Annotated in this window: 18 protein-coding genes; 8 read left to right on the top strand and 10 right to left on the bottom strand. The window is 42.3% G+C overall.

Translation table 11 applies throughout. The annotated features are described in order from the left end of the window. Positions 1-2 precede the first annotated feature (2 nt). From panP to CAG60_RS14905, 3 genes are all read right to left on the bottom strand, one after another. Complete coding sequence (panP, locus tag CAG60_RS14915; RefSeq protein ID WP_161439296.1) at positions 3-1,655, bottom strand: pyridoxal-dependent aspartate 1-decarboxylase PanP; 1,653 nt, start codon at positions 1,653-1,655, stop codon at positions 3-5. 203 nt (positions 1,656-1,858) lie between these two features. Then, a complete protein-coding gene (locus tag CAG60_RS14910; RefSeq protein WP_161439295.1) occupies positions 1,859-2,764 on the bottom strand; it encodes a lysine exporter LysO family protein in 906 nt (301 codons plus the stop codon). A gap of 53 nt (positions 2,765-2,817) precedes the next feature. Then, on the bottom strand, positions 2,818-3,738 hold the full coding sequence (locus CAG60_RS14905) for an HDOD domain-containing protein (RefSeq protein ID WP_154167864.1): 921 nt from the start codon (positions 3,736-3,738) through the stop codon (positions 2,818-2,820). Between the two features lie 352 nt (positions 3,739-4,090). Between CAG60_RS14905 and CAG60_RS14900 the strand changes: the two genes are divergently transcribed. After that, complete coding sequence (locus CAG60_RS14900) at positions 4,091-4,678, top strand: TfoX/Sxy family DNA transformation protein (RefSeq protein WP_161439294.1); 588 nt, start codon at positions 4,091-4,093, stop codon at positions 4,676-4,678. A 137-nt stretch (positions 4,679-4,815) separates the two neighbouring features. Here the strand turns inward: CAG60_RS14900 and CAG60_RS14895 are convergent, their stop codons facing one another. From CAG60_RS14895 to CAG60_RS14885, 3 genes are all read right to left on the bottom strand, one after another. Continuing rightward, positions 4,816-5,364, bottom strand: coding sequence for a hypothetical protein (locus CAG60_RS14895; protein ID WP_158138576.1), 549 nt, complete (start codon positions 5,362-5,364; stop codon positions 4,816-4,818). A gap of 312 nt (positions 5,365-5,676) precedes the next feature. Then, entirely contained in the window at positions 5,677-6,174 is a 498-nt protein-coding gene (locus tag CAG60_RS14890) for a response regulator (protein ID WP_161439293.1), read from the bottom strand. Between the two features lie 10 nt (positions 6,175-6,184). Then, on the bottom strand, positions 6,185-8,119 hold the full coding sequence (locus tag CAG60_RS14885; protein WP_161439292.1) for an ATP-binding protein: 1,935 nt from the start codon (positions 8,117-8,119) through the stop codon (positions 6,185-6,187). Between the two features lie 185 nt (positions 8,120-8,304). On the opposite strand from CAG60_RS14885, the gene CAG60_RS14880 reads away from it, so the two are divergent. The 3 genes from CAG60_RS14880 to CAG60_RS14870 all read left to right on the top strand — a co-directional run bounded on the left by CAG60_RS14880 (position 8,305) and on the right by CAG60_RS14870 (position 13,072). Then, the gene (locus CAG60_RS14880; RefSeq protein ID WP_161439291.1) at positions 8,305-9,567 is read left to right on the top strand and encodes a DUF945 family protein; all 1,263 of its coding nucleotides are present in this window, start codon (positions 8,305-8,307) and stop codon (positions 9,565-9,567) included. 238 nt (positions 9,568-9,805) lie between these two features. After that, on the top strand, positions 9,806-10,900 hold the full coding sequence (gene serC, locus CAG60_RS14875) for a 3-phosphoserine/phosphohydroxythreonine transaminase (RefSeq protein ID WP_161439290.1): 1,095 nt from the start codon (positions 9,806-9,808) through the stop codon (positions 10,898-10,900). A gap of 303 nt (positions 10,901-11,203) precedes the next feature. Continuing rightward, the gene (locus tag CAG60_RS14870) at positions 11,204-13,072 is read left to right on the top strand and encodes a methyl-accepting chemotaxis protein (protein ID WP_161439289.1); all 1,869 of its coding nucleotides are present in this window, start codon (positions 11,204-11,206) and stop codon (positions 13,070-13,072) included. Between the two features lie 70 nt (positions 13,073-13,142). Here the strand turns inward: CAG60_RS14870 and CAG60_RS14865 are convergent, their stop codons facing one another. Further along, positions 13,143-15,356 carry a YgiQ family radical SAM protein gene (locus tag CAG60_RS14865; RefSeq protein ID WP_161439288.1) on the bottom strand — a complete coding sequence of 738 codons (2,214 nt, stop codon included), beginning with the start codon at positions 15,354-15,356 and terminating at the stop codon, positions 13,143-13,145. 255 nt (positions 15,357-15,611) lie between these two features. Between CAG60_RS14865 and CAG60_RS14860 the strand changes: the two genes are divergently transcribed. Then, on the top strand, positions 15,612-18,080 hold the full coding sequence (locus tag CAG60_RS14860; protein WP_237667796.1) for a sensor domain-containing phosphodiesterase: 2,469 nt from the start codon (positions 15,612-15,614) through the stop codon (positions 18,078-18,080). A gap of 115 nt (positions 18,081-18,195) precedes the next feature. Here CAG60_RS14860 and CAG60_RS14855 read toward each other — a convergent pair whose 3' ends face one another. After that, a complete protein-coding gene (locus tag CAG60_RS14855; protein WP_161439286.1) occupies positions 18,196-20,958 on the bottom strand; it encodes a M16 family metallopeptidase in 2,763 nt (920 codons plus the stop codon). A 195-nt stretch (positions 20,959-21,153) separates the two neighbouring features. On the opposite strand from CAG60_RS14855, the gene CAG60_RS14850 reads away from it, so the two are divergent. Together CAG60_RS14850 and CAG60_RS14845 are read left to right on the top strand one after the other, a co-directional pair. Continuing rightward, positions 21,154-21,831 carry a hypothetical protein gene (locus tag CAG60_RS14850; protein ID WP_161439285.1) on the top strand — a complete coding sequence of 226 codons (678 nt, stop codon included), beginning with the start codon at positions 21,154-21,156 and terminating at the stop codon, positions 21,829-21,831. Between the two features lie 91 nt (positions 21,832-21,922). Further along, positions 21,923-22,117 carry a DUF4250 domain-containing protein gene (locus CAG60_RS14845; RefSeq protein ID WP_040904231.1) on the top strand — a complete coding sequence of 65 codons (195 nt, stop codon included), beginning with the start codon at positions 21,923-21,925 and terminating at the stop codon, positions 22,115-22,117. A 38-nt stretch (positions 22,118-22,155) separates the two neighbouring features. On the opposite strand, the gene metR is transcribed toward CAG60_RS14845, so the two are convergent. After that, a complete protein-coding gene (gene metR, locus CAG60_RS14840; RefSeq protein WP_158143770.1) occupies positions 22,156-23,067 on the bottom strand; it encodes an HTH-type transcriptional regulator MetR in 912 nt (303 codons plus the stop codon). A 257-nt stretch (positions 23,068-23,324) separates the two neighbouring features. On the opposite strand from metR, the gene metE reads away from it, so the two are divergent. Then, positions 23,325-25,616: a 5-methyltetrahydropteroyltriglutamate--homocysteine S-methyltransferase gene (gene metE / locus CAG60_RS14835; RefSeq protein ID WP_161439284.1), complete on the top strand. Its 2,292-nt coding sequence runs from the start codon at positions 23,325-23,327 to the stop codon at positions 25,614-25,616. 102 nt (positions 25,617-25,718) lie between these two features. Here the strand turns inward: metE and CAG60_RS16555 are convergent, their stop codons facing one another. Next, on the bottom strand, positions 25,719-25,886 hold the full coding sequence (locus tag CAG60_RS16555; protein ID WP_004395053.1) for a hypothetical protein: 168 nt from the start codon (positions 25,884-25,886) through the stop codon (positions 25,719-25,721). Positions 25,887-26,115 lie beyond the last annotated feature (229 nt).

Here is a 26,115-nt window from a genome sequence, read left to right as displayed (position 1 = left end):
ACTTAAGCCTGTGAGTTAATAAGGCTTTGGCTCAATTGATGGATCTGGGCAAGTAATTGAGTGGCTGTTTGGGCTATGTCCCTTTGCTCTTGCAAGACCGAGTGTAAAATTGACCTAGTCGTGAGCGGGTTCGCCAATACGACACGAAAGACTAAGGTATCTAAACCTTGCCAACGTGCCGGATTGAGTTGTGTGCGAGAAACAAACGATTTACCTGTTTCACGCTGTTTCTTCTGAATGTATTTAGTTAATTCATTCAGCAAATGATTCAGTGCGATTCTCTCTTTTTCATCAGCGATTGTCAGTGCTTTTATCGCGTTATCAGGAGCATAACGATAAGTGAGCAGGCAAAGCTCAGGTTCTGAAACGAGTTCAAAATCTGTTTGTGATTGAATCAGATCAGCAAAATAACGCGCTTTCTCAATACTTTGATCAATTAATAGTTGATAACCTGCACGACTAATAATATGCATGCTCGCATAGACAAGCATCGCCATCCCAGAACGAGATCCTTCTAAGGTATGACTGCCTAAATCTTTAGAACCTTTGCGTAAAATATATTGCGCATGATGTTCTATCGCATTCATTGCATGAGGGTCTTTAAATAACACCATTCCGGCACCCATTGGGATATACATTTGCTTATGGGCATCAATGGTTACAGAATCGGCCAGTTCAATACCATCCAACAAGTGGCGATAGGTACTCGACATTAAGGTGGCACCACCCCAAGCGGCATCGACATGAAAATGACATTGCTCTTTTTGGCAAATTTCACCGATGGCTCTTAGTGGGTCGACATTTCCCGTTTCAGTTGTACCTGCAACACCGACAACGGCAAAGGGATGAATATTTTGTGATTTGAGTTGGTTAATCTTCAACTGCAGATCATCGGGACAAAGACGATTATTATTATCAGTACGAACAGTGACTAAGCCTTGTTGGCCAATGCCCAAAATATCAGCAGCTTTTTTTAGTGAATAGTGGCCGCGCTCAGAGACTAAAATCGCTAATCCTTGATAACCATAGTGGAGCATGGCTTTGAATAAGCCTTCTTTTTCTACGCCACCAAAACCCTCTCTCGCTTGCAGTGCATTATTACGTGCGACCCAGAGCGCGGTAATGTTAGCAATGGTGCCCCCTGAACAAAATGCGCCAAGAGAATGGGCGGCACTGTGCATCCATTGTTGGTAAAACTCGTCTTGTTGAGCATAGATAAGACGGTGCAACATGCCTAATACTTGACGTTCAAGTGGCGTAAACGCTTTCGAGGTTTCAATTTTTACTAAGTTTTGATTCAAAGCAATCATGATTTTTGACAGCGGCATTAAAAAATAAGGCAATGCTGAAGTCATATGGCCAATGAAACTGGGCGATGCCGTATGCACCGATTGAGCCACTAACGTATCCATTAAATGTTGAGTATGCTCTGAGACAAACTCTGGCGCTTCAGGAATGTGCGGATTAGAAAAGTCTTTTTCTATCTCTTTAAGCGGCTTTTCTTCTGCCACAATATGCTCACGTAAGAATTGGTTTAAATTACGTGACAATTCTTCTTCAATACGAGTCAGGGTTGAATCTGGTCCTTCTGGTACGGTGAATATACGTAAAAGGCTCTCAAAGCTTGCATCCGCTATTTTATGTTCTGATACCATAGTTATATCGTTATTGTTGAGACTGGTTAATGTCAGCTAGGCAATCTAAACCAAAACAAAAAACTTGTCCTGCAGTAATTTATATAGCCTTGGCGGTTCGTTCTTTGTTCGATTGGCGCGCTTTACTCAGTCACTTAATTGGGTTACGCATATTGATGAAATGTTGATGCATTGTAAAGTGCGCTATAACGGTTTCTTGAGCGTTAACCTGCAAGAGAGACAAATAACAACATTAAAAACGGTACTAACAGACTCAAGATAAAGCCACTGACAATCGCAATGGGAACACAGGGTACTCCCCCTGTCGTCTGGATCACTGGCAGGGTGAAATCCATGGCGGTTGCTCCGGCGTAGCCAATAGAAGTGCAGGGCTTGCGACCAATAAACATCGGTATTAAGGCCAGTGCCACTAACTCACGCATCAGCTCAATCAAAAAAGAAGCGCCACCATAGACTGGGCCAAAAGCATCGCCCATCAGAATTCCAGACAATGAGTACCAGCCAAACCCAGAGGCCATAGCTAATGCTCGATAGATTGGGATATCGAGAATGAAAGCCGCTAGGATCCCACCTATCCAGCAGGTAATAATGACGACTGAGGCGATGATCATGCCATGTTTATTCAATAAGATCTGTTTTAATGTTAAGCCACTGTTTCTTAATTGAACGCCAATAAAAAACAGTAAAATAAATAAAATCCATTCACTGGCACTTTCTACCCAAGATAAATCAAAACCAAGAACCAAGCCAAGCAGCAGACCTGCGCCCACGACAAAAATCAGCTTAATTGATTCTAACGCCATGCTTGATAAGGGTAATTTGGTTTGTGTCGCTTGGCTATCAATGGGAAACCATTTATCAATCCAGGGAAGAGCTAACAAGTTACAGCACCCCATCGCAAGAAAAAACACGCCTGCAATACGCAAAATTGCTTGTAGATTAGCGCTTAAATTATCTAATGCAGCAAGGCTAAGCCCCATCAGGAAAAGGATGACATAAACCAGAGAAACCGTTGCTTTGTTGAGTAAGGTTAATTTTGCTGGCTGAGAAATAGAAAAAAGATACCCGATAACGAGTGGGGCAAAAATAAATAGCATCCCTAAAAACATAGATTCCTCAATAGGTAACCCCAGCTCGTATTGACGATGATTGGGGAAGGGGGTCAAAAACCACTGGCGTTAATCACGCCATGTAACTGAGAACGAAATTCAACGTCCGTCATGTTACTTAAATGGTAAAGCACTTCCGCGCCCGTGGTGTTAATTTCCACTTCATGCTCGTCTAAAGCGTCATCTTGTTTACGAAATAATAACAGATGATTTGCGATGCGAGCGATATCAAGATAACTGACTTCTTGGCGATGCTCAATGAATGGTTGGTTACTCGCCACTTCGAGAAAATCGTTATCAAATCCCCAATGTTTTAAAACTAGCTGACTGGTTGCCGAACAGTTCGATTGGAAAATCTGCAGTGCAATGTCTTGATCAAGGTAGTGTCCATTTTCCAAGTAAAGATGGTACTCATTCACTAAGCAAAACAGACCGATATCGGCCAATAGACCAACCAACAAAGCTTTCTCTTGTTCTAAATGTTGATAGTGTTGCGGTTCTAAACGCTTAAACCATTGAGTAACTAGAACCATACTGGCACCAAATTCACGTGATATGGCTGCACTATTGGTCAGGACTTTATTGCACGCGGTACTTAGATTAATCGAATGCTTGAGTTGCTCAATAGCTTGAGCGGTGACAATATCACGTACGCGTATAATTCCTAAGCGGGAAACCGCGGTGCTTAAGTCCAGACAGGTAATATTTCGGCGATTAAAAACCACCGAGTTTGCGACTCGAATAACCACCGCTGCGAGACTTGGATCGTCGGTTAGACAGGCGGCCACATCAGCGATCGTGGTGGATTCAATACTGCATAATTGTTGAATTTTCAACACCACATCCGGGATAGGGGGAAGCGCAATCTTGCCTGTACTGATTGAAAATTTAACCAGTTGAGCAAACTCACTTTCCAATCCTTGGATAAGGAGGTGTTTATTTTCGGGAAGCCAGTAAAAAGATAAATGGTTCATCGTATCCGGTCAAAAGCGGGAAGACGCCCCATTTTACCGATTGCTAATAAAGAGATGCAACCATTAAACAGGTCTTAATGGTTTTATCGTGTAATATAAAGCATTAAATGAATAACGACTGATATGCAACATTAAGTTTTTGTGAAGTCAGTAGCTTTTTAACACGCTTTTCAAGTGATGGATGTGAGTTAAGTCCAGACTTATTTTATGGAATTAACTATCATGTACATAAATCAATACGCAGGCACGTAGTCAAAATAAGCTTGCGATGTATACCTAATTTATTCGCTATAACTTGCTGCTATCTGGTGATCTTTGTGACTCGGGGACGACGATTAAAGGATCTATCAAGATGAGTGAGACAACATTTTTTGATTATGTAATTAAGTTTGGGGACTACCAAAAACGCTCAATGTTCGGTGGTATTGGCTTATTTCAACAAGAAGCCATGTACGCATTGTTAACTGAGGGGGCGATTTTCCTTCGTGGTAGTGAAGAACTCGATGAATTATTAATCCAGTTAGGCTGTGAAAAATTCCGTCATGTGAAAAAGCAGACCACAGCAACGGTTAATTACTATGATATTACGCAACTTTTCGAGCAAGGTTATCCACAATTAGACGATATTATTCAACGTTCTATCTTTTATTCTATTTCGCAACGTAGTTTTCAAAAATCGCAGGCGAGCCGTCGGTTAAGAGACTTGCCTAATATGCAATTGACTCTTGAGCGAATGGTAAAAAAAGCTGGCGTCAGCGATGTGGAAACTTTTGTAAAACTTGGCGCTCCTGCTGTATTTAGTAAGGTTCGCAAAATTTATGGCAGTGATGTTGATGTTAAGCTGCTGTGGAAGTTTGCTGGAGCGATTGAAGGTGTGCATTGGAAGCTACTCCAAGAGCCACAAAAACGTCAGTTATTAGCATATTGCCAAGCTCGTTGAGCAATAATAAACAAGCCGAGGTCAGAGACGTCGGCTTGTTTTATGAAACGCACAGAGTACTTAAACTGAGTGGTATATCCAAACTACTTGAAGTTGCAGCCAACACCGCTGCTTCTTCAAGTAAGAAGGGTATAAAATTAGTATTTAAATCGAGCCGTAAGCATCAGTTGGTCACCATACGCATCATTGAAGCGGGCTTCTGCGCCGAGTGAGAATAATTCCGTTGAGTGGAAACGAGCGTAAACAGAACCTATCCAATCGTCGCGATCATCAATAGAGACATAACCTGCTTTTCCACCGACTTCAAGTTGTGGCCCTAACCACTGACGAACACCTAAATTCAGTTCCATTCCCGAATCTGCACTGCCGTAGCTTTTCTTATCTTGTAAACGGAATAACATTTCTCCCGTTAAATCTGCCCAATTATTAATCGGTGCGTGAAAGCCAAAACCTGCGGCGAGATCGTAATCACTTTCAAACTCAGAATCGATACGGGCAATCATATGAGCATTAGGATGAATCGATTTACTGATTGCTGCACCGAAGGTAGCAGGGCTAGCGCCGAAACGAGCTTCGATATATTCGTAGTTAAAATTACTCATCACAGTTGGACTGTTTGGATCCGTTTGAGCCAAAGCGTGTGCCGAAGTTAGAAGTAAAGCGGTTGCCATGATTGTTTTGCGCATAGTCACAATAAACCTATCTGTTTATGATTAATTCCATAGTATACCCAAGCGACATTAAGATGCAGTATTGAAAACGTTGCAACTGATTTCAAATCCAATGCATACGGCTTATAGAACGGGCGGCTTGGGTACACACTAAATCAATTACTATTTCGAGTGTGATAACATCATAATTGATTGATAGAGACGAACTCTACCAAAAAATGTCAAGATTGGGTTACCTTGATAAAAAAATAGCTAAATCAATATGATATTGTTTAGAATGCGACCATCTTTTTATCTGTTAAGCTCGATATTGTTCACGTTTAAAGATCATTCACCATAACTGGAGCGGTTTGCAGCCAGTGCGTTTAGAATTAACTCAGTATCAAGAATTGGCATCCAAGCCATTAAATCGGGCTCGTTTTCGATCACGTAATGAGTTAACTGCTCTTTCACGGTATGACGTAATTGCTCGGCTTGCCAAGGTTTCGTGATAAAGAAATGCAAGCTCGAGTGATTAATTGCTTCGACGGTATCGTCTAATCCAGCTTGCCCGGTTAACAATACCTTACGTGTTGGCTGAGTCGCTTCAGATTGGTTAAGTTCGATAAGAAAATGAATGCCGGTTTCTTGAGGCATAATGTGGTCACACAAAATAAGTGCCAGCGGGATTGCTTGCTGCTGGTAATCGGTAATGACTTCTTTGGCTTCTGCGACAGACTCCGCGGCTTCAAGAATAAAATGTTCTTCTAAGACGCTCAGATCTTGCATAACGCTATTCAGTACTTCACGTTCATCATCGACACATAAAATCATCAGTTTTTGCATTTATTTCTCCCTAAATAGGTTCTCGGTTGACGGGTAACCAAACCTGCATCGTAGTGTATTGACCAACTTCACTGTCTACGTTGATCCATCCTTGGTGTTGACGAACAATTTGTTGGCAAACAGATAAACCAATCCCTAACCCAAAATCGCCTTCTCGTTTGGTGGTATAATTAAGCGTAAAAATCTCGTCTTGTCGCTCTTTAGGAATACCACAACCATTATCGGTAAAACTGATCACCGCATAAGCGTGATTACCTTGTTGGCGTAGCTCACTGGTAATGATTAATACGCCATGCTCTGGAAACGCTTCAACCGCATTTGAGATAAGGTTAGTCCAAACTTGTTGCAGGGCAATAGGGAGACAAGAGATAGCGGGGAGTTTGGCATAATGCTTTTCAACCCGATGTCTTTTGAGGCGATTTTCAAAAATAACTAAAGTATCCTCTAGTCCTTCATGGATATCGACGGTATGAAACGTTTCGTCATCTGCGCGCGCATACCCTTTGAGACTTTTGACCATATCGGCAATTCGCTGCGCACAAACCTGAATCGAACGAAGATTACTCCCTGCTAAGAAATACACTTCTAATTGTTCAATGTCGAGCAATGCTTGTTGTGGTTGAGACTGAGCTAAATTGAGTAGATGTTGGTCGTTCTCTAGGCCGAGTTTGACGATTTTTTTTGCTAATAGCGGATGATGAATTTGTTCGGCGATTTGCTTGGCTTTTGCCCGCTCTTCGGCCGTGGACATAGGTTTAGATTGTAAGGCTTGGGCCAGTAGTTGTGCGCCAGTATGTTCCAAAGAGTGGGGTGGAGCATGACCGACGAGGTGAGCAATATGAGTTCGTAGAGTATCACTGCCACGTAGAATCGCCGCAACAGGATTGTTTAATTCATGAGCGACGCCGGCAACCAACTGACCCAGCATGGCCATTTTTTCACTTTCCATCAGTTGCTTATGCGCTGACTCAAGCGAGTCGAGCGTTTTTTGTAATTGTAATTTGGTATTAATGCTGCGCTGTAGCCGTCGATTAAAATGACGCAGTAATAAGTTAGTAAATAGGGGCAGTAAACTGGTATCGCTATGCATCACTTTAGCAAAGATATCGCGATCTAATTTAATGACATCAGTACGAGTTAACGTTAACGCGGTCGAGAAAGAGGGCTCTCCGGTTACAAAAGACATCCCTCCGACGATATTGCCCTTATTGTGGCGCACGACTTCTCTTTGTTGGCCGAGCTCATCTCGTTTATACAGCGCCACTTCACCTGAGGTAATAAACCATAAGAAATGATTGTCTTCACCTTCAACGGTGAGTAAGTGCTCCGCAGAGTAAGTTCGACAGGCTCGCGTTTCATCATTGCCGTCAAAAAACTCATACAAGGCACCAATAACTTGCTCGGCGAGTTGTTGATCGGACATGCGGTGATAATCGCTGATAAAACCTTCACGATAGACACGCATTTTCTGATCAATATGTGCGCGTAAAATTCGGGTTTGATCTAATAAGGTGCTGTAAGTAAGAATATTGTCTTTATCATTATCAAGAACATACGTGGTTAACTCTTGAAGAACCGTCTTACATAACACGTTATCTTGTAACGGTTTGGTTAAACAATAATCTAAACGTCCTTCATTGACCGCGTTTAAAATGGCTTGAATATCTTGACCGCTGCTGATCAATATTTTGCGAGCGTGTTTCGTCTCAGGGCTTTTATCTAATTGAACTAAAAATTCGGCGCCATTAAAGCCTTCATGATGACTGGCAATCACTAACGCGGCAGTTTGTTGGTTTTCTTGGATGAACTCGAGTGCCTGCTGAGCCTCTACAATAGAATCAGCGGTATAGAGATCAAACTTGGCGGAAAAAATACTTAATTCATGACGCCATTGTTCAATACTAATGGGATTATTATCTAAGCACAGCAGAGCATATCGGTTCACAGCGGTCCCTATCATTACTTTTTAGCTAGGCTACTGTAACAAGCTTTGCGAAAAAGATTTGAGAGCTGAGTTTAAGAATCTTAACCTCGTCAGTATTTGGGTTCGCTGATGGTAATGAGGCGCCACTTGAGCTCGATCAATCATCTGCGTTACACTGCTTGAAATAATAAGCAATCGAGTCATTTATGCAAAATATCAAACGAATAGGGGCTATCGGTGGTGCGGTAGTTTTAGTCTTGTGTTGGCCTTTAGCGGTTGGGCAAATAGGTCAGAAAGCGATTACTCACGGTTTAGAAAATTTAACGAATGAACAAATAAGCGCAGAGCTAATTCATTATGACCGTGGCTATCTTTCTTCTCACGTATCAGCTCGATTTACGGTGATCGATGAGCGAGTTCGGCAACAGTTGATCAGCGAAGGTTTACCAACACAGTGGATAGTGGACAGCGATATTCAACATCAATTATTCAGCCTGTCGGCGCAATCAAGGCTGCCAGAATACCCCGAATTACCATTAACCATGACGACCGTTACCCAATTAAATGGCAATACGGATTATCATATTCAGCTAGATAGCTGGCATTACCAACCGTTGGACAATGAAGCCTTAGGGATATCGTTAACGCCGGCTCAGCTTACTGGCACAGTCACTACCTTAGGGGAAGTGACTTATGATCTAACTTTGCCTTCGGTAATGGTTGATTTTATCGATGGTCAAAAAATGCAATTGTCTAAACTTGAAGCCAAAGGTCATGGCAAACAAGAAAATGGCTTTTGGCTGGGTAAGCAAGCGTTGTCGATTGGTGAACTTGAGATTAACGACAGTGACCATCAATCCCTTTTGCTTGTTCGTCAGGGCAGTTATGAATTCACTTCATCGATGGATGCCCATAAAAAACGTTTTACTAGCCAACATAAATTGACGGTTGATCAAGTGGTTAGCGATGAAGGTGAAGTGCATGATGCTACATTTGACTTCACGTTAGCGGATGTTGATAGCCAAGCTTTTGAGCAATTATCCGCGTTATATCAAACCTACTCAACCATGCCTGCACAGGCTTTAAATCAAGCACTACCATTGATCGAAACACTATTTTCTCAAGGTTTTAGTCTGAGTCTAAATCAACTCGCTGTTAAAGTGGGTGACGGTGATTTTTCGGCCAATTGGATGCTGACGATTCCTGAAGGTACAAATAATATTTTGCAAGACCCCAGCGTGATTTTACCAGCTTTAACCGGTCATCTTGATAATTTTGTCTCTCAACAATTTGCCCAAGATTATCCTTTTATTCAGCAAGGAATGGATGAACTGGTGATGATGGAGATGGCTACACAAGATGAACAAGGGTATCGAATTCATGCGCAAATCAATCAAGGCAATGTCTCATTTGATAATGGTAAACAAGTACCTTTGATCAGTTTGATCATGCCCTTATTGATGCGTTAATAAAGAGGGTCTCGATTTTTAATTAAGCCGCCTCTTTAGGGGGCGGTTCTGAAAGTCATGCGGATAAGTTGATGGAAAAATAATTAACCGCTGATCTTCAGTCAGTTCAAGCTGTTTCTTCTTATAAAAAAGTGGTATACCGAAAACACTCAGCATGGACTCTTTCAGAGAGAGATGGTGAGTACAGTTACATTTTTGACATCATTTCCCCATTTTCGATAGCAGGAGCAAGCAATACATGGAGCCGAATACGGACACTATTTATAATTTTAGTGCGGGTCCCGCCGCCTTACCTAAAGCCGTCATGGATAAAGCGCAAGCTGAGTTAGTGAACTGGAATGGTCTTGGCGTCTCGGTGATGGAAATTAGCCACCGTAGTAAGCCCTTTATTCAAGTGGCGCAGCAGGCTGAACAAGATTTACGTGATTTGCTCAACGTTCCTGATAATTACAAGGTGCTTTTCTGTCATGGCGGTGCTCGAGCTCAATTCGCGGCGGTCCCTCTAAACTTATTGGGTAAGGCGAATACCGCTACCTATATTGACGCCGGATACTGGGCAGCGAGTGCGGTCAAAGAAGCCCAAAAATATTGTCGTGTCGATGTCTTTGACGCCAAAATCAATAAGCAAGGCAAAACGGCAGTACGGCCAGCCAGTGAATGGGCGATTGATCCAGACTCGGCTTACGTGCATTTCTGTCCTAATGAAACGATTGATGGCATTGAAATTAATGATTTACCGATCACCGATAAACCGATTGTGGCCGATATGTCCTCGACGATTTTATCACGTGAGATCGATGTCTCTCGTTATGGGGTGATTTATGCTGGCGCGCAGAAGAACATTGGGCCTGCTGGGATCTGTATTGTGATTGTACGTGACGATTTACTCGGTTTAGCGAATGAGGTTTTACCGAGTATTCTTAACTATCAATTGTTAGCCGAACAAGAATCGATGTTTAACACACCACCGACCTTTGCATGGTATCTGTCAGGGTTAGTATTTCAATGGCTCAAACAGCAAGGTGGTGTTCAAGCGATAGAGAAGATTAATCGAGCCAAAGGTGCGTTATTGTACGACTACATTGACTCGTCAGATTTTTATCGTAACCCCATTCATCCAGATAATCGTTCATTAATGAATGTGCCTTTCCAATTAGCTAAACCTGAGTTAGATGAGACCTTTTTATCGTTGGCCGAAACTCGAGGCTTAGTTTCGCTAAAAGGCCATCGAGTATCTGGTGGAATGCGCGCATCGATTTACAACGCAATGCCGTTAGAGGGGGTGCAAGCTCTGGTCGATTTTATGCAAGAATTTGCTGAGCAATACGCTTAACTCGCTTTATTTCTCTCGATCAAACCGCAGTCAGGAGTGTCGTATTCTGACTGCGGTTTTTTATTCTTGATAAATTTGATAATAATCGATGTTTTGTTCAGCACAATGGCAGATCTTGGTTCATACTTAGTGCATAAAAAAATGGAGTTGGTTTGGTGTAAATGGCTTAGCAAACCTTAGTGAGTTGGAGTAAATCGATCCTAGTAACGTTATGTTGCTGTCATCCCTTTGTCTGACCCTAACAATTAAGGACGTGAGCATGCACAACCATGCATGAAAATAGTTTGCTTTGAGGGATAAACCATGAAATTCAGTCATAAAGTAGTCGCAGCGTCATCCGTGATGTTACTTTTGACGCTGACACTTTTGTCGACGCAACAGTATTTTACTATGCGCTCTGAGATTGAAACTCAAGTGAATAGCAGCGTCGATGAAATTGTTAGTGGGGTACGCAATACGGTGAGTAAAGATCTCAGTGGTAGTAAAGCGTTAGCACAGTATGTTACAGAGCTGGTTCAGGTCGATATTGATCCTCGAAGTGTCGCCGATGTGCTTCGCCAGAGGGCTTTAGCGAAAAGCTTTATTTTGGTCGGGCTTGGTTATGATAAAGATGGCTCTTTTGTCGGTAGTGACCCAAGTTGGAACCCGGGGGCAACATGGGATCCAAGGGTTCGGCCTTGGTATCGTGATGCCAAAAATGCAGGGCAATTAACCATTACCGCGCCCTATGCAGATTCAGCTACGGGAGAGATCTTGATCTCGATTGCCACACCAGTTAATTACCGTGGGCAATTTTCTGGGGCAATATTTTTTGATGTTAGTCTAGTGTCTCTTGCTGAACTGGTTAACCAAGTCTCTCTATTTGATGCGGGTTATCTATTTATCGTTTCTGATGATGGTACTACCGTTGCTCACCCAGAAGCGCGTTTTAATGGTGAACCGATGTCGGCTTTCTTACCGAATGTACGTATCAGTCGTGATGTACAAGAAGTGAGGATTAATAATCAAGACTATCAATTACGGTTTGTACCAATTCCCGGTGAAACTTGGTCAGTTGGGGTTTTACTTGATGAAAGTATTGCCTTTGCCGCGGTTGATGATCTGCGGCGTAGTGCGTTAATTTACTCGTTACTCGCTTTAGTTGTCAGCACCTTAATCCTTTCTTTCGTGATCCGTATTTTAATGCGTCCATTAGATACTCTCAATGATGCGATTCAAGATGTTGCCTCTGGACAGGGAGACTTGACCAAACGGCTTGATACCAATACCGATTATGAGTTTGCTCGATTAGCCAGCGGCTTTAATCGCTTTACCGAAACTCTGCAGCAGTTGATTAAAGAATCGAAGCAGATTGGTCAACGCATCATGCACAGCTCAGAGTCTACGGCTGAAGGACTGCTTACTTCAACGGAAGCAATGCAAAGTCAAATGCATGAGGTGGAGCAGTTGGCAACGGCAATGAATGAAATGGCCGCGACAGCAATGAATGTGGCGGGTAATGCGCAAGGTGCAGCTTCAGCTGCGCAAGACGCAGATAACGCCACGGAGCAAGGCTCTGAAGTGGTATCACACACCACGGAAGCGATTAATTCCTTAGCGTTACGTATCGATCAAGCAGTAGAAGAGGTCAAGCAATTAGAAAGTGCGACCTCAAACATCGAGACCATTTTAAAAGTCATTAATGATATTGCTGATCAAACCAACCTATTGGCTTTGAATGCCGCGATTGAAGCAGCGCGAGCCGGAGAATCTGGCCGTGGTTTTGCGGTTGTGGCCGATGAAGTGCGTACACTTGCCCAAAGAACGCAACAATCGACCACAGAGATTCGCAGTATGATCGAACAACTGCAAGTGGGATCAAGCTCAGTCGCTGGGGCTATGAGACAAAGTAAAGATACGGCAACAGAGACCGTCGCCAAGGCGAGCGAAGCGAACGATGCTTTATTGCGTATTCGTCAAGCGATTCAGCAAATTAGTGATATGAATATGCAAATCGCGTCGGCGGCTGAAGAGCAAAGCTTGGTTGCTGAAGAGATTAATACTAATACGGTGAAAATTAAAGACTTATCGGTACAAGTATCGGATACCGCTAGCCAATCAAACCAACAGATGCAAGAGCAGCTTGAAGATGTTCGTCGTCAAGAGGCAGTGATGAACAAGTTTATTGTTTAATTCTCTCTCCTTTAATAAAAAAACTCAGGCGGTTTGCCTGAGTTTTTTATATCCAATATAAGCTAAGCGATTAAGGGCGAGCGGATTTAGCGGTTGGTTTAGTGGTGTGGCTTTTCCCTTTAGGCGATGATGTTTTTTTAGCCATATGAGGTTTGGTATTGCTGCGCAGTGCATCAAATCCAGGTTGGGTATTGGTATGCTTGGTGGCAAACCGATTGGCACCGTGGCGTCCCGATTTACGTCTTTGCGCAGGAGTGCGAGCGTCAACATCATCAGCGGGTACTAAACAGGTTGCTTTGTCTCCGATTAAATGTTTCTTGCCCATGTTAATCAGAGCTTCACGGATCAAAGGCCAGTTAAGCGGATCATGGTAACGTAGTAATGCTTTATGCAATCGACGTTGGCGCTCACCTTTAGCGACAGTAACCTCTTCCCGTTTTTTGTATTTGACTCGTTTTAATGGGTTGGTTTCTGAGTAATACATTGCTGTCGCGTTACACATCGGTGATGGGTAGAAGTTTTGTACCTGATCACATTGATAGTTATTAGACTTTAACCACAACGCAAGGTTGAGCATGTCCTCATCCTCGGTACCTGGATGAGCAGAAATAAAGTAAGGGATTAAATACTGTTTTTTACCCGCTTCCGCACTGTATTTCTCAAACATCTCTTTAAAACGGTTATAGGTGCCCATACCCGGTTTCATCATCAGATCGAGCGGGTTCTTTTCGGTATGTTCAGGAGCAATTTTTAGATAACCGCCAACGTGGTGAGTGACCAGTTCACGGACATACTCTGGAGATTCAATTGCTAAATCATAGCGTACACCAGAAGCAATCATCACTTTTTTGATGCCCTTTACCTTGCGCGCTTCACGATAAAGATCAATGGTATGTTTATGATCAGTATTGAGTTTATGGCAAATACCCGGAAAAACACACGACGGACGACGACAGTTCATTTCTGCTTTAGGATCGCTACAGCCCAAACGGTACATGTTGGCGGTTGGACCTCCTAAGTCGGAGATCGTCCCAGTAAATCCTGGCACTTTATCGCGGATTTCTTCCATCTCATTGAGGATTGACTCTTTTGAGCGGTTTTGAATAATTCGTCCTTCATGTTCAGTAATTGAGCAAAATGAACAACCCCCAAAACAGCCACGCATGATGTTTACTGAGGTCTTGATCATGTCGTAAGCGGGGATCTTTGCTTGGCCGTATTGAGGATGAGGCACTCGGGCGTAATTTAATCCAAATACGTAATCCATCTCTTCGGTGGTGAGTGGGATTGGGGCTTGGTTGACCCACAATTCACGATCACCATGACGCTGAATTAATGCACGTCCCGAATAGGGATTGGTTTCTAAATGCAATACGCGGCTCGCATGGGCGTATAATATCCGGTCATTATTCAGTTTTTCAAAGGCTGGTAAACGTACGGCTGTCGTCGCTGCATCGTGACGAGAAGGGCGAATGGTGATTGGCTTGGCTTCGGCTTCTTTTTCCTGATTAGTCTCACACTGGGTTTCTACTGCATAAGGGTTTATCGGTACAAACGCTTTACCCGGTTTTTCAATCCGTGAAGAGTCAATAATCGTGTAATGTTCGGGTGCTGCAGGAAGGATAACCGCCGTGCCGCGGATATTGGTCATCTCAGTGATAGCGTCGCCATTAGCCAAACGATGAGCGACTTCGACTAAAGCACGCTCGGCGTTACCAAACAACAAAATATCTGCTTTGGAATCGAACAGCACCGAGCGACGAACTTTATCAGACCAATAATCATAATGAGCAACGCGGCGTAAGCTCGCTTCAATACCACCTAAGACTAATGGGACATCTTTATAAGCTTCTCGGCAGCGTTGAGAATAGACTAACGTGGCGCGATCAGGACGCTTACCACCTTCATTATTTGGCGTATAGGCATCATCATGGCGCAGCTTTTTATCAGAGGTGTATCGGTTAATCATCGAGTCCATATTGCCTGCGGTGATGCCAAAAAAGAGATTTGGCTTACCGAGGGCCATAAAAGCCTCTTTATTATGCCATTCAGGCTGTGCAATGATACCGACCCGAAAACCTTGCGCTTCTAGTAAGCGACCAATGATCGCCATCCCAAAACTGGGATGATCAACATACGCATCGCCAGTGACAATAATAATATCGCAGCTATCCCATCCTAGCGCATCCATCTCTTGCTTACTGGTAGGAAGAAAGGGTGCCGTTCCAAAACATTCAGCCCAGTATTTTTTGTAGTGATGGATAGGAGTGATCTTGCTGTGCATATTTTAACCTCTAATAGATAAGCCGCGCATTATAACGACTTGTATCAGTAGTATCTAGGGCATGTTGAACTTTATCTTTTTCTCTGTATTTGCCATCATGGAGCGTAAAATTCAAGCCGTTATCTGTTATTCACAGTGTCTTCCTATGACTTGCCCTATAATATAATTATGTGTTTGTATTCACTGCGTTCAGTTGACTGATTGGGTAGAGTGTTACAGAACAATCAGTAATTATCTTGAGTGGGAGCGATGGTGATGGAAATGGATTCTCGGGAGCGGGCGCAGAAACAAAGGTTATCTGAAGCAGGGTATCGCTCCATCAACTGGTCACTCGACCTCAAGACTCATCAATTTTCTTGTGATCAACGAGTTATCAATGATCTACTCGATACACAACATTCTTTTACTCACATTAAAGATTTTCTGCGTTATATGACACCCAATAAAGCAGCAGAAATGAAGCGTTGTTTTAAGTTTGTGATAGAAACGGGGGCCATTCATTACTTTAGTTGCAGTTTAGTGATCCCTAATCAGGCATTAACTTATGTCGAATTTTGTATTGAACGAGAATCAGCGGACTCATTGAAAGGTTCGATAACACCGTTAATTCAACTAGATTCCTTAAAAGAGTTAGCTCACCTTTTTGAAGGAGTTTTTGATAATCCGCATCATGGTTTGATTTTAACCGATGAACAAACCCAGGTATTGGCATGTAACCGTTACTTCGAACAACATTCAGGCTTTAAACAACACGAATTACTGGGTAAAAAAGCAAGTGTTTTTAATGCGAATAAGCACTCCAACGAGTTTTTCCAATCTATGTGGCAACATATTCATCATCATGGCTATTGGAGTGGTGCTATTTTAAATCGTCGAGCATCAGGTAAGGTTGCCCCTCAAGAATTAACGATTCAGAAAATAAAATTGCAAGATGGACGTGTGTTCTTTTTAGGAATGACACTTAATCTTGAAAATCAATTAGAGAGTGTGGCAGAAAAGTCATTAGGTCATATTGACCTTCTGACTCAATTACCGATAGAAGAAAAATTTAAAGAACTATTAGAACTTTATTATCAAGATCATCAAGATGATACAACATTAATTGTTTTAGCTTTTCAACCCAGTTTCTCAATCGAGCAACATCATGCAGAAATGTTGATATTATCGAGCTTTCTAACCCAATGTGAAGAAGTTAAAGTCGTTGGTTATTTAGGCAAAGGGATTTACACGGTTTGTTTATCTTGCTCTTCATGTATAAAGAGTAGCGATTTTAGGCATATTCAGGATGCTATAAGGCGTTTTATGTATGAATTAAAACGTGAACCTAGTATACACAATGCTGTGATTCGCGGGCGAATTGGTGTCTCTATCATGGGGCTCGATGCCAAAACGTCATCGAGAATGGTCACTCATGCCATGCAGGCGATGCTTGAGCAACATGCTGGTGAATCGAAAACGATTAGTTTCTATCACAGTGAGATACATCAACAAGTTAAGCGTCGCAAATCCTTAGAGGACTTAGTGAGCAAAGCGATTTCTGAAAGAGATCTCGAGGTACATTATCAGCCGATTGTCGATACCAAAACCTGGGAAATAGCGAAGTTTGAAGCGTTATGCCGTTTTAAACCGACTAAGGATAATGCATTCACGACTCAAGAAATGATCAGTATTGCTGAGGATCTTAACTTGATCAGCGAGTTAGATAGAACGGTCGGTATTCTCTCTTTACAAGCTTTACCTAAGATTAAGATGTTATTTGGGCAACATATCGGATTAACCATTAATCGCTCTTTTAATAGCAAAATGGATGCGGTGCAAATATTAACCAATACCTTAGAAATGATAGAAAATCACACCGATAGCCCACAATCAATTACGATAGAATTAACAGAAAGTGCTTATTTCGATAGCCAGTCAAAGCAAGCTAACGCATTAAAATCACTACGTGAACAAGGTGTGACCGTTGCGATTGATGATTTTGGTACTGGATATTCTTCGTTTACTTATTTAAGTGATTGTCATTTTGATTATTTAAAAATCGATCGTGAGTTTGTTACTGATATTCAGCTTGGTAGTAATAAATTCAAAATAGTAAATATGATCATTGGATTATGTCATAGTCTAGGGATTAAGGTTATTGCAGAAGGGGTCGAAACTGAACAAGAAGTGATGGTATTAAAGTCATTGGGCGTCGATTATATGCAAGGCTATTTCTTTTCTAAACCATTGCCTTTTACATTATTACATCAAGCGAAAAATTATCGTCGAAATTTAGTTACAATCGATACTGAACCTGATCAACAACAAAAGAAAACCAGCTTAATCCATTTATTTAAAGGTAAACCGCATCTTGATCCGAGTGAGCCCCTCTCTTTAGTCGACAAGTATTTTAAAGTGACACAAACTGACGCACTACCGGTTATCAATAAAGGGGTGTGTGTTGGAATTGTGCTAAGAGAGACGTTAAATTTGCACTTAACCCCAACGATGGGGACTGAGCTGGAAACGATGCGTGAAGCCGCGATTTGGCGACGACCTGTTAATCAGTTAATGCAAATCCATTTTACCCAACTCAAGGCGGATACCAAACAAGATAAAATCTCGGAATTAATCAGTAATGAAACCCCCTTTCCTTGGGTTTTGGTGGATGGTGAGAAGTATAAAGGTTTACTAACACAAGCGGATGTCTTGCTGCATTTAGCAGAAAGACAACCGTGTTTGTGATTAGTTATGGCGTTATGGCCCATTTTTTCCCCTAAAATACCCATAATCGACTTGAGTGCTTTAGTACGTCGTTTGGGTATCTCGGTTTAGAGCAGCTTTTCCTTAGAGCAATAGATTAACCGCTCTGTTTAGGTGTCATTATGCTGATTTGCTTGATACTTGTATCACCAAACATTTGCTTTGCTCGATGCTGCATCTCTTCAGCACGAATGCTATTCGCCGTATCTTCGATATTCATTAGAGCTTCAATACCATAACCATGAATAAGGTAACGGCTAAGCATTGATGCCATTTGTTCTGGTCTATCTTGTAATGGTTTTAAATCTACGATGAGTTGTTTCGCGACAGTTTGTACTTCTTCTTGGCTGATATACTGCGTTAAACTCTCGATAACTTCCTGAACAGCTTGTTGTGTTTGCTCAACATAAGCCGAATCAATGGTGGTAATAAATGACCAATCAGAACTCGGTTCACTATCCTTATTGAGTGGGATAACCTCAGGGGTATAATCCAACCCTTTATTTTCTCTAATGTTGGCTAATAATCTTTGTGTCGCTAAGCGATAGAGCATGTCTTCTAGGAACACGGTTTTTGCGCTTTTGACTGAGGAATCAGCAGCAATATAACGATGAACAATCAGAGTGTGGTTGTCTGTATTTATCGGTAATTCTAATTGTGAACTGATGGAGGTTGAATAGTCCGCAGTAAGTCTAAGTGGTTGCGATGGCGCTAGTGGAATATTAGCAATATATTGACGTAATAAGGGAGTGATGGTCGAGGGTGTCACATCGCCAACGATAACCAAAGTAAAGTTACCTTGCTGAAAGAGTTGTTGATGCACTTGCATGACTTGATCTGCCGTCGGAATCGGTTGATCTTGAGTATCCCTAAACCAATGGGCACTGCTCGGATTATAAGAATCATGGCTAACGGTTTTAATGAGTTGGCCAAGGGGCGTCGCCACAAATTGACTTAAGTTAGCTCTGTGTTGCTGATTGGTCGTATCCAGTTTTATGAGATCAAGATTTGGCCGTGTAGAGAACTGGTGAATCATCGCGAACCCTTCATCTAAATCCTTTTGATTCATTTCCAATCTTAACCAGTGTGAGGTGGTATCAATAAAGGTCGCCATCGACATGTTTTTGCGTTTCAAGTAGCTGTCCGTTTGTGCTCCATTCATGTCACCCAAACCCGATTGCATCAGAACGGTCGGTGAAATATCGGTTGCATAAAATAGGTCATTGGGTAAAGCAGCGTAGCCACCTAAGCTAGAGTAAAAAAGCTGCAGCTTTTTTTTCCCACTATATGTTCTTAATAAATAAGCATCTACACCATTTTCTAATTGCCAATGAACAATATCAGGGTCGGTGTGGATAGACTGTGAGCTAATAATCTCTCCTTGTTGTATCGGTTGATACAATGCAGGATTAATGTCGGCTATTTCAGTTTTTATCCCACGGCGTTGCTTGGCTTTTTGTATATGATCTCGTTGATTGGTGAGTTTGGATAAAGTTTCTTGTCGATCAGCACCAATAATGATGGTGGCATCACTACGCAGTAACTGTTTTAAGTGACGATTGACCTCTTCAACAGAAGCTTTGCTGAGTAACTGTTTTAGACCATACTGAAAATCGAGGTCACTTTGTAGTACCTCTTGGTTAGAGATAGCCCAAACTCGATTATTCGCATGTTCAGGGGGTAACCGATTATGCTTGTTTTGAGTCGCATACAGGAGGTCATCTTGGTACGAATGAAGTACCGCCTGTAGCTCTTGCTCGCTGACGCCAAAATCACGGAGTGACGACAATGTCGATAAGGTAAGGTCGGTGACAATGCCTCTTTGTTGGTAAGGAAAAGCCACACTGATCAGAGAATAGCGTTGATCAAGTATACGATAACTGATCGTATGTAATTGAGTATGCACTTGTGCGGCTTGATTAAACTCGGCAGCAAGTCGATAAGAGATGAGTTGTTCAGCAATATTATCTAGACGATGATTAATTAACTGTTCGTGATTGGTAATACGATGTTCTCCACGATCGATTAACAGAGAAAAACTTGGGTGTTCACCAGTCGCGACGTAATCAATAAAATCTTGTGTATCCAATTTTGTTTGACTTGGAAGAACTGGGCGAAGTGTTTCACCAGCCTGCCAGTCAGCAAAGTACTCTTGAATCCATTTTTCACCTTGCTCAAGAGTGACATTACCCGTAATGACAATTTCTGTTAATTGAGGTTGATACCACGTTTGATAAAAGGTTTTTAGGCGTTCAGGAGTCGCTTGTTGAACACTATCTCGCGTTCCTAATACGTCATGTTGAGCATAAATCGTTTTTGCGATTAATTGCTCATAAAATTTTTGTTCAAATGGTTTATCGTCAGTTATTCGATAACGAAATTCACCCATGATCACGCCTTTTTCTTTTTCAACTTCTTGCGGCGTAAAATGTAGACCGTCGGCAATATCTCTAAACCAGAGTAATGCTTTGTCTATCGCTAGGTTATCCGGCAAATCGAGGCTATAGACGGTTTCTTTGTAGCTAGTAAATGCATTCAGGTCGGCCCCAAAACTGGCTCCGGTCTGCTGCACCATCTTAATCACATCATTATGTTGGTAATGGATACTGCCATTAAAAGCCATATGTTCGACGAAATGCGCGTAGCCGGATTGTTCAGGACTTTCTTGTAGCGACCCCGCATGGACATAAAAACGAATGGAAACGGGTTGATGATGATCAGGGTACAGATGATAGGTTAAGCCATTCTCTAATTGACCCGTTACCCATCGCTGATCGGCTTGTAAAGGTGTAGTAGGGTGGTGAGAGACACAACCCAGTAAAGAAAGGGAAACTAACCCAGCCATTATTCGTGTGTTCATAGTGACCTCTTGATTTTTTTCGTACTATAAACAAGAAGTCGTTCATGATGGTGCTAGATATTTATGATTCTCGATGAGAATAACGAATCGAATCAATAAGAATGATATGACTGTCAATATTAAAATCGAGGTAGGCAGAGGTGTGACGCTTTTGTTATCATCCCCATCCGTTTTTCATTATGTAACGAAGAATTTATGCTTTATTCCCTATTGAGTGTGATGGCTCCTATGTTATTGGGCGCACAAGTGTTGTTGACCCTCGTGTTGGTCAAAGGCGATATTTGTCCTGGGCAACGGGGGCGAATACATAAAGTGCTGCCTGTGCTGGCTATTTTATGGGTTGCGGTTGCGTCATTAAAAGTTGAGGCATTTTTAGTCGTATTTGCTTTGCTTTATTTTTACTCGCAAGTGCAAACTAAAAAAACACGTCAAGAAGGGCCGTTGTGGGTGATGTATCTGGCTGATGGTTTAGCATTAGCCTTTGTCGCGATTTTGATCACTGAAACGGTTAATTGGTCTGCAAGCTTGTCTCTGCTCAGCCTGATATTTTTATTAGGCGCGTTATTAGGGCACCTGTTATTAACTATTGCTCGTACGCGTTTACAAGCCTTTCATCGTCTATTGCCAGTGATGGGAATTTTGTCGGCGATGATCGCCACACTCTGTATTGTTCCTTATTCCTATCAACTCGATGCGCAATCTCTCTCCGCATTGACTCAACCTTTATTGATAAGTTTTTCATTACTAGTGATAGGTATTGTGGTTTGGTGTTGGCATTTATTATTGGTTAAGCCTGTGAGCAAAGGACAATTGATCCTTGCTCAAACGTTGATTTTGGCTGCGGCTACGGGTTTTCATCATCTTTACCTGTAATTGACTGTGTTTCGAGAGACGGCTCACTTTCCATTCGACTAATTACGACTAAGCTTATTAATAGGGCGTATGGCGATAGAGGAGCATGATGATGGATTTAAGCAATGTGAGCCGTCTTGATGATGCCATTTTACTCGGTATTGTAAATGAGAAGCTGCGGCTTGAATGTGATAGCTTGGGTGAATTGGTCTCAATGTATGAGATGAATGAAGAACATGTGGTTGGTAAGCTGCAAAACTTAGGTTTTAGGTACGACCCTCTCACCAACCAGTTTAAAGCGGTCTAATTTTACAAACCTATTAGTTTTTACAAATTAATCAGTTTTTAAGCCATCTTGATGCCATCGAGGTGGCTTTTGCATTGTTGGCGAGCAATAGCGAAGAAGGCTTGTAAGTAATGTTTGTTTTTTTCACTATTACGAGTTGCCGCAAATAGCCTGCGCCACAAGCCATCGCCTAGCGGCTTACTGGTGATCAACCCTTGACGTGAAAACTCACTGATCGCCCAATTTGGCAATGTTGCTACTCCTAATCCTGCAGAGACCATCTGCACCAACATCAGAGTGTTATCGGCTTGTTTCCATTTTGCGGGTTCAATACCTGCCGGTTGTAAAAAGTGCTTTACGACATCCAAGCGCTGTTTTTGTACCGGATAGCTTAGCATGGTTTGGTCGGCTAAATCGTGTGCACTAATCGAGGTTTTCTCTGCTAATGGATGAGTGGTTGCCGTGATCAAGCGCATTTCAAAATCAAACAGCGGCTCATAATGCACTTCAGAGCGAGGCAGAATATCTGATGTGATCACTAAATCAAGCTCTCCAGCCAGCAATGCAGGGAGGGGCTCAAAGCCAAAACCAGAAGAAAAATCGAGAGTAACACTCGGCCAAGCAACTTGATATTCACGTAGCGCAGGCATCAACCATTGAAAGCATGAATGACACTCAATCGCCATGTGTAATCGGCCATTAACGTCTTCTTTTAGACTAGCCAGTTCATTTTCGGCTTTCGCCAGTCTCGGCAGTATTTCATCGGCGACTTTCAATAAAATATCTCCTTCAGAGGTAAAGCGCACAGGACGCGTTTTACGCAAAAAAAGTTGCCCACCAATTCGTGCTTCGAGATCTTTAATTTGATGCGATAGAGCCGATTGCGTTAAGTGGAGACTCGTCGCTGTTGCGGTTAGCGATCCTGTCTCACGTAGCGACACTAAGGTTTTTAAATGTTTAAGTTCTATCATGCGTCACCGTCATCGTTTTATCTTTATTCTGGTCTATTGCTATTTAACTTACGTTGTTTTTTTGGAGCTGTAAACATCTAGATGGCTATTTGGCATTTAAAGAAGTGAAGCTATCGAACATCAACATGAATTTATTTAATAAACAAGTTGAATAATTGGCGATTGTACCGGCCATGGATTAGCGAGATAGTTTGGACATCCAGACATCTTTGGTGCGATGGATGTCTGCAAAAATAAATTATAAAAGGATAACAACCATGACAACGACTACACATATCCTCGGTTACCCACGTATCGGTGAAAAACGTCAACTGAAATTCGCTTTAGAGCAATACTGGCGCGGCGACATTACTCAACACCAATTAAAACAAGTTGGTAGTGACATTCGTCAACAAAACTGGCAATGGCAAAAAGAAGCCGGGTTAAGTTTTGTCACGGCTGGCGATTTTGCTTGGTATGATCATGTGTTAACGACCACCTTGTTACTTGGTCATGTGCCTAAGCGCCATCGTGATGGTTCGCCTGATCTGGATACCTTATTTCGTGTCGGTCGTGGTCAATCGCAAAATAGCTGTGGTTGCAGTGGCAGCGCCGCCTCGGATATGACCAAGTGGTTTAATACCAATTACCACTATATTGTGCCAGAGTTTAGTGCTGATGATAGTTTTGAAGTCAGTTGGCCGCAGCTGTTTGATGAAGTCAATGAAGCGATTAAAGCTGGTCATCAAGTTAAACCCGTGTTGCTAGGACCATTAAGCTACTTGTATTTAGGTAAAGAGGTCGAAGAAGGATTTGATCGTCTAAGCTTATTACCAAGACTATTAACGGCGTATCAAGCTATTTTGGCTAAATTAGCCAAACAGGGCGTGACGTGGGTACAAATTGATGAACCGATTTTAGCCCTTGAGTTAGAGCCAAAATGGCAAGATGCGTTTAAATTAGCTTATCAAGTTCTGCAAGGAGAGGTGAAACTGTTACTCACCACGTACTTTGATTCGGTAGTTGATAGCTTAGATAAAATTATTGAATTACCGGTCAATGGTTTGCACATCGATCTTTCAGCCGCGCCTCAACAGTTAAATAGCGTGGTTGAGAAGTTACCTCAAGATTGGGTGTTATCGGCAGGGGTGATTAATGGTCGTAATGTATGGCGTGCAGATTTAGCCGCATTATTAACGTCATTACAACCCGTAAAAGAACAATTGGGTGACAGGCTCTGGTTGGCCAGTTCTTGCTCTTTATTACACAGTCCGGTGGATTTGGATTTAGAGTCAAGTCTATCAGCGGAGGTGCGCAGCTGGTTTGCTTTTGCCAAGCAAAAAACTACCGAAGTGGCTTTACTCGCGAAAGCGCTCGATGGCGATCAAGCGGCGATCTTAGCTTGCGATACTTACAGCTTACCGATTGTCGCGCGAAAAAGTGCCCTGCATGTTAATAAGCCTCAAGTGCAAACACGTTTACAGAGTATTAGCCAAGCACTGGCAGAGCGCAGTGCACCATACAGTGAGCGAGCCTATCATCAGCAAGAAGTATTAGGTTTACCATTATTACCGACGACGACGATTGGTTCTTTCCCACAAACGGGCGATATCCGCGCTGAGCGCAGTGCTTATCGACAAGGTAAATTAACTCAAGATCAATACGAGCAAGCGCTTAAAGGGCATATCGCCGATGCGGTGCAGCGTCAGGAAGCATTAGGTTTAGACGTATTAGTACATGGTGAAGCTGAACGTAATGACATGGTGGAATATTTTGCGGAAAACCTCGCTGGTTTTCAAACCACGCAATTTGGTTGGGTACAGAGTTATGGCTCGCGCTGCGTTAAGCCGGCAATCGTAGTGGCCGATATTGAAAGAGAGCAGCCAATAACAGTAGGTTGGTCGACTTATGCTCAGTCATTAACCAGCAAGCAAATGAAAGGGATGTTAACTGGGCCTGTGACCATTTTATGTTGGACATTCCCACGAGAAGATATTTCTCGTCAGCACATTGCTCAGCAATTAGCACTGGCTTTACGTGATGAAGTTGCCGATCTGCAAGATGCGGGCATCAATATTATTCAGATTGATGAGCCAGCGATTCGTGAAGGTTTGCCGCTGAAAAAGCGCGATCATCAAGCGTATTTACAGTGGGCTGTGGAGGCTTTTAAGATCTCTGCGGCGGTGGCGCGCCCAGAAACACAGATCCATACTCATATGTGCTACAGCGAATTTAACGAAATTATTGATTCTGTCGCTGCGTTAGACGCCGATGTAATTACCATCGAAACCTCACGTTCTAATATGGAATTGCTTAAAGCATTTGAGGTATTTAATTACCCGAATGCGATTGGCCCTGGTGTGTATGATATTCATTCCCCTAATATTCCTTCACAACAATGGATAGAAGGTTTACTCCGTAAGGCGGCGGAAAAAATTCCGGTTGAACGTTTGTGGGTTAATCCGGACTGTGGCTTAAAAACGCGTAATTGGCCAGAGGTGGAAGCGGCATTAAACAACTTGGTGCTTGCAGCAAAAGCACTACGTAATGAGTGGCAAACAAAAGCTTAACACTTCGGTTGAGGGATGTTTTTCTGTTGAATATAAAAAAGCCGCCATGGGTTTAAATGGCGGCTTTTTTTGAGAACGTTCATTTTTTGATGGTTCTCAATCTTATTTATCTTGTGATAGACCGAGTAACGATTGTTGGATATCACTGACTGGTGTTTGCATGGTTGGCTGAGTGGTAATGCCCAATTGCTGTTTTGCTTCTTCAACGGTTAATCCTAGATGACAACACAGTAAATCGATTGCCATTTGGTAGCTATTGACTTCGGCCATGGTGGTAGTTTCCTTTGCTTGCTGTGATATATCCGTTTTTTAGCTGAATCTGCAAATAGTTTGCTTATAGCCATTGACTTAGATCAATCTAATCGCTTTAACTACGCCCCTCAATAAGACCAAAGTCTAACTTTTTACTGATCGGATCTGTTGGTTAATTTCTCGGACATTAAATGTTGCAATTTAGCACTTAACCTTGAATATTAAATCGATAACACTATCTCTATAT

It is taken from the genome of Vibrio sp. V33_P6A3T137 (assembly GCF_009904835.1).
GTDB classification, from domain to species: domain Bacteria; phylum Pseudomonadota; class Gammaproteobacteria; order Enterobacterales; family Vibrionaceae; genus Vibrio; species Vibrio metschnikovii.
Note: the sequence above shows the minus strand (reverse complement) of the source record. Positions and strands in the feature narration are given on the sequence as shown.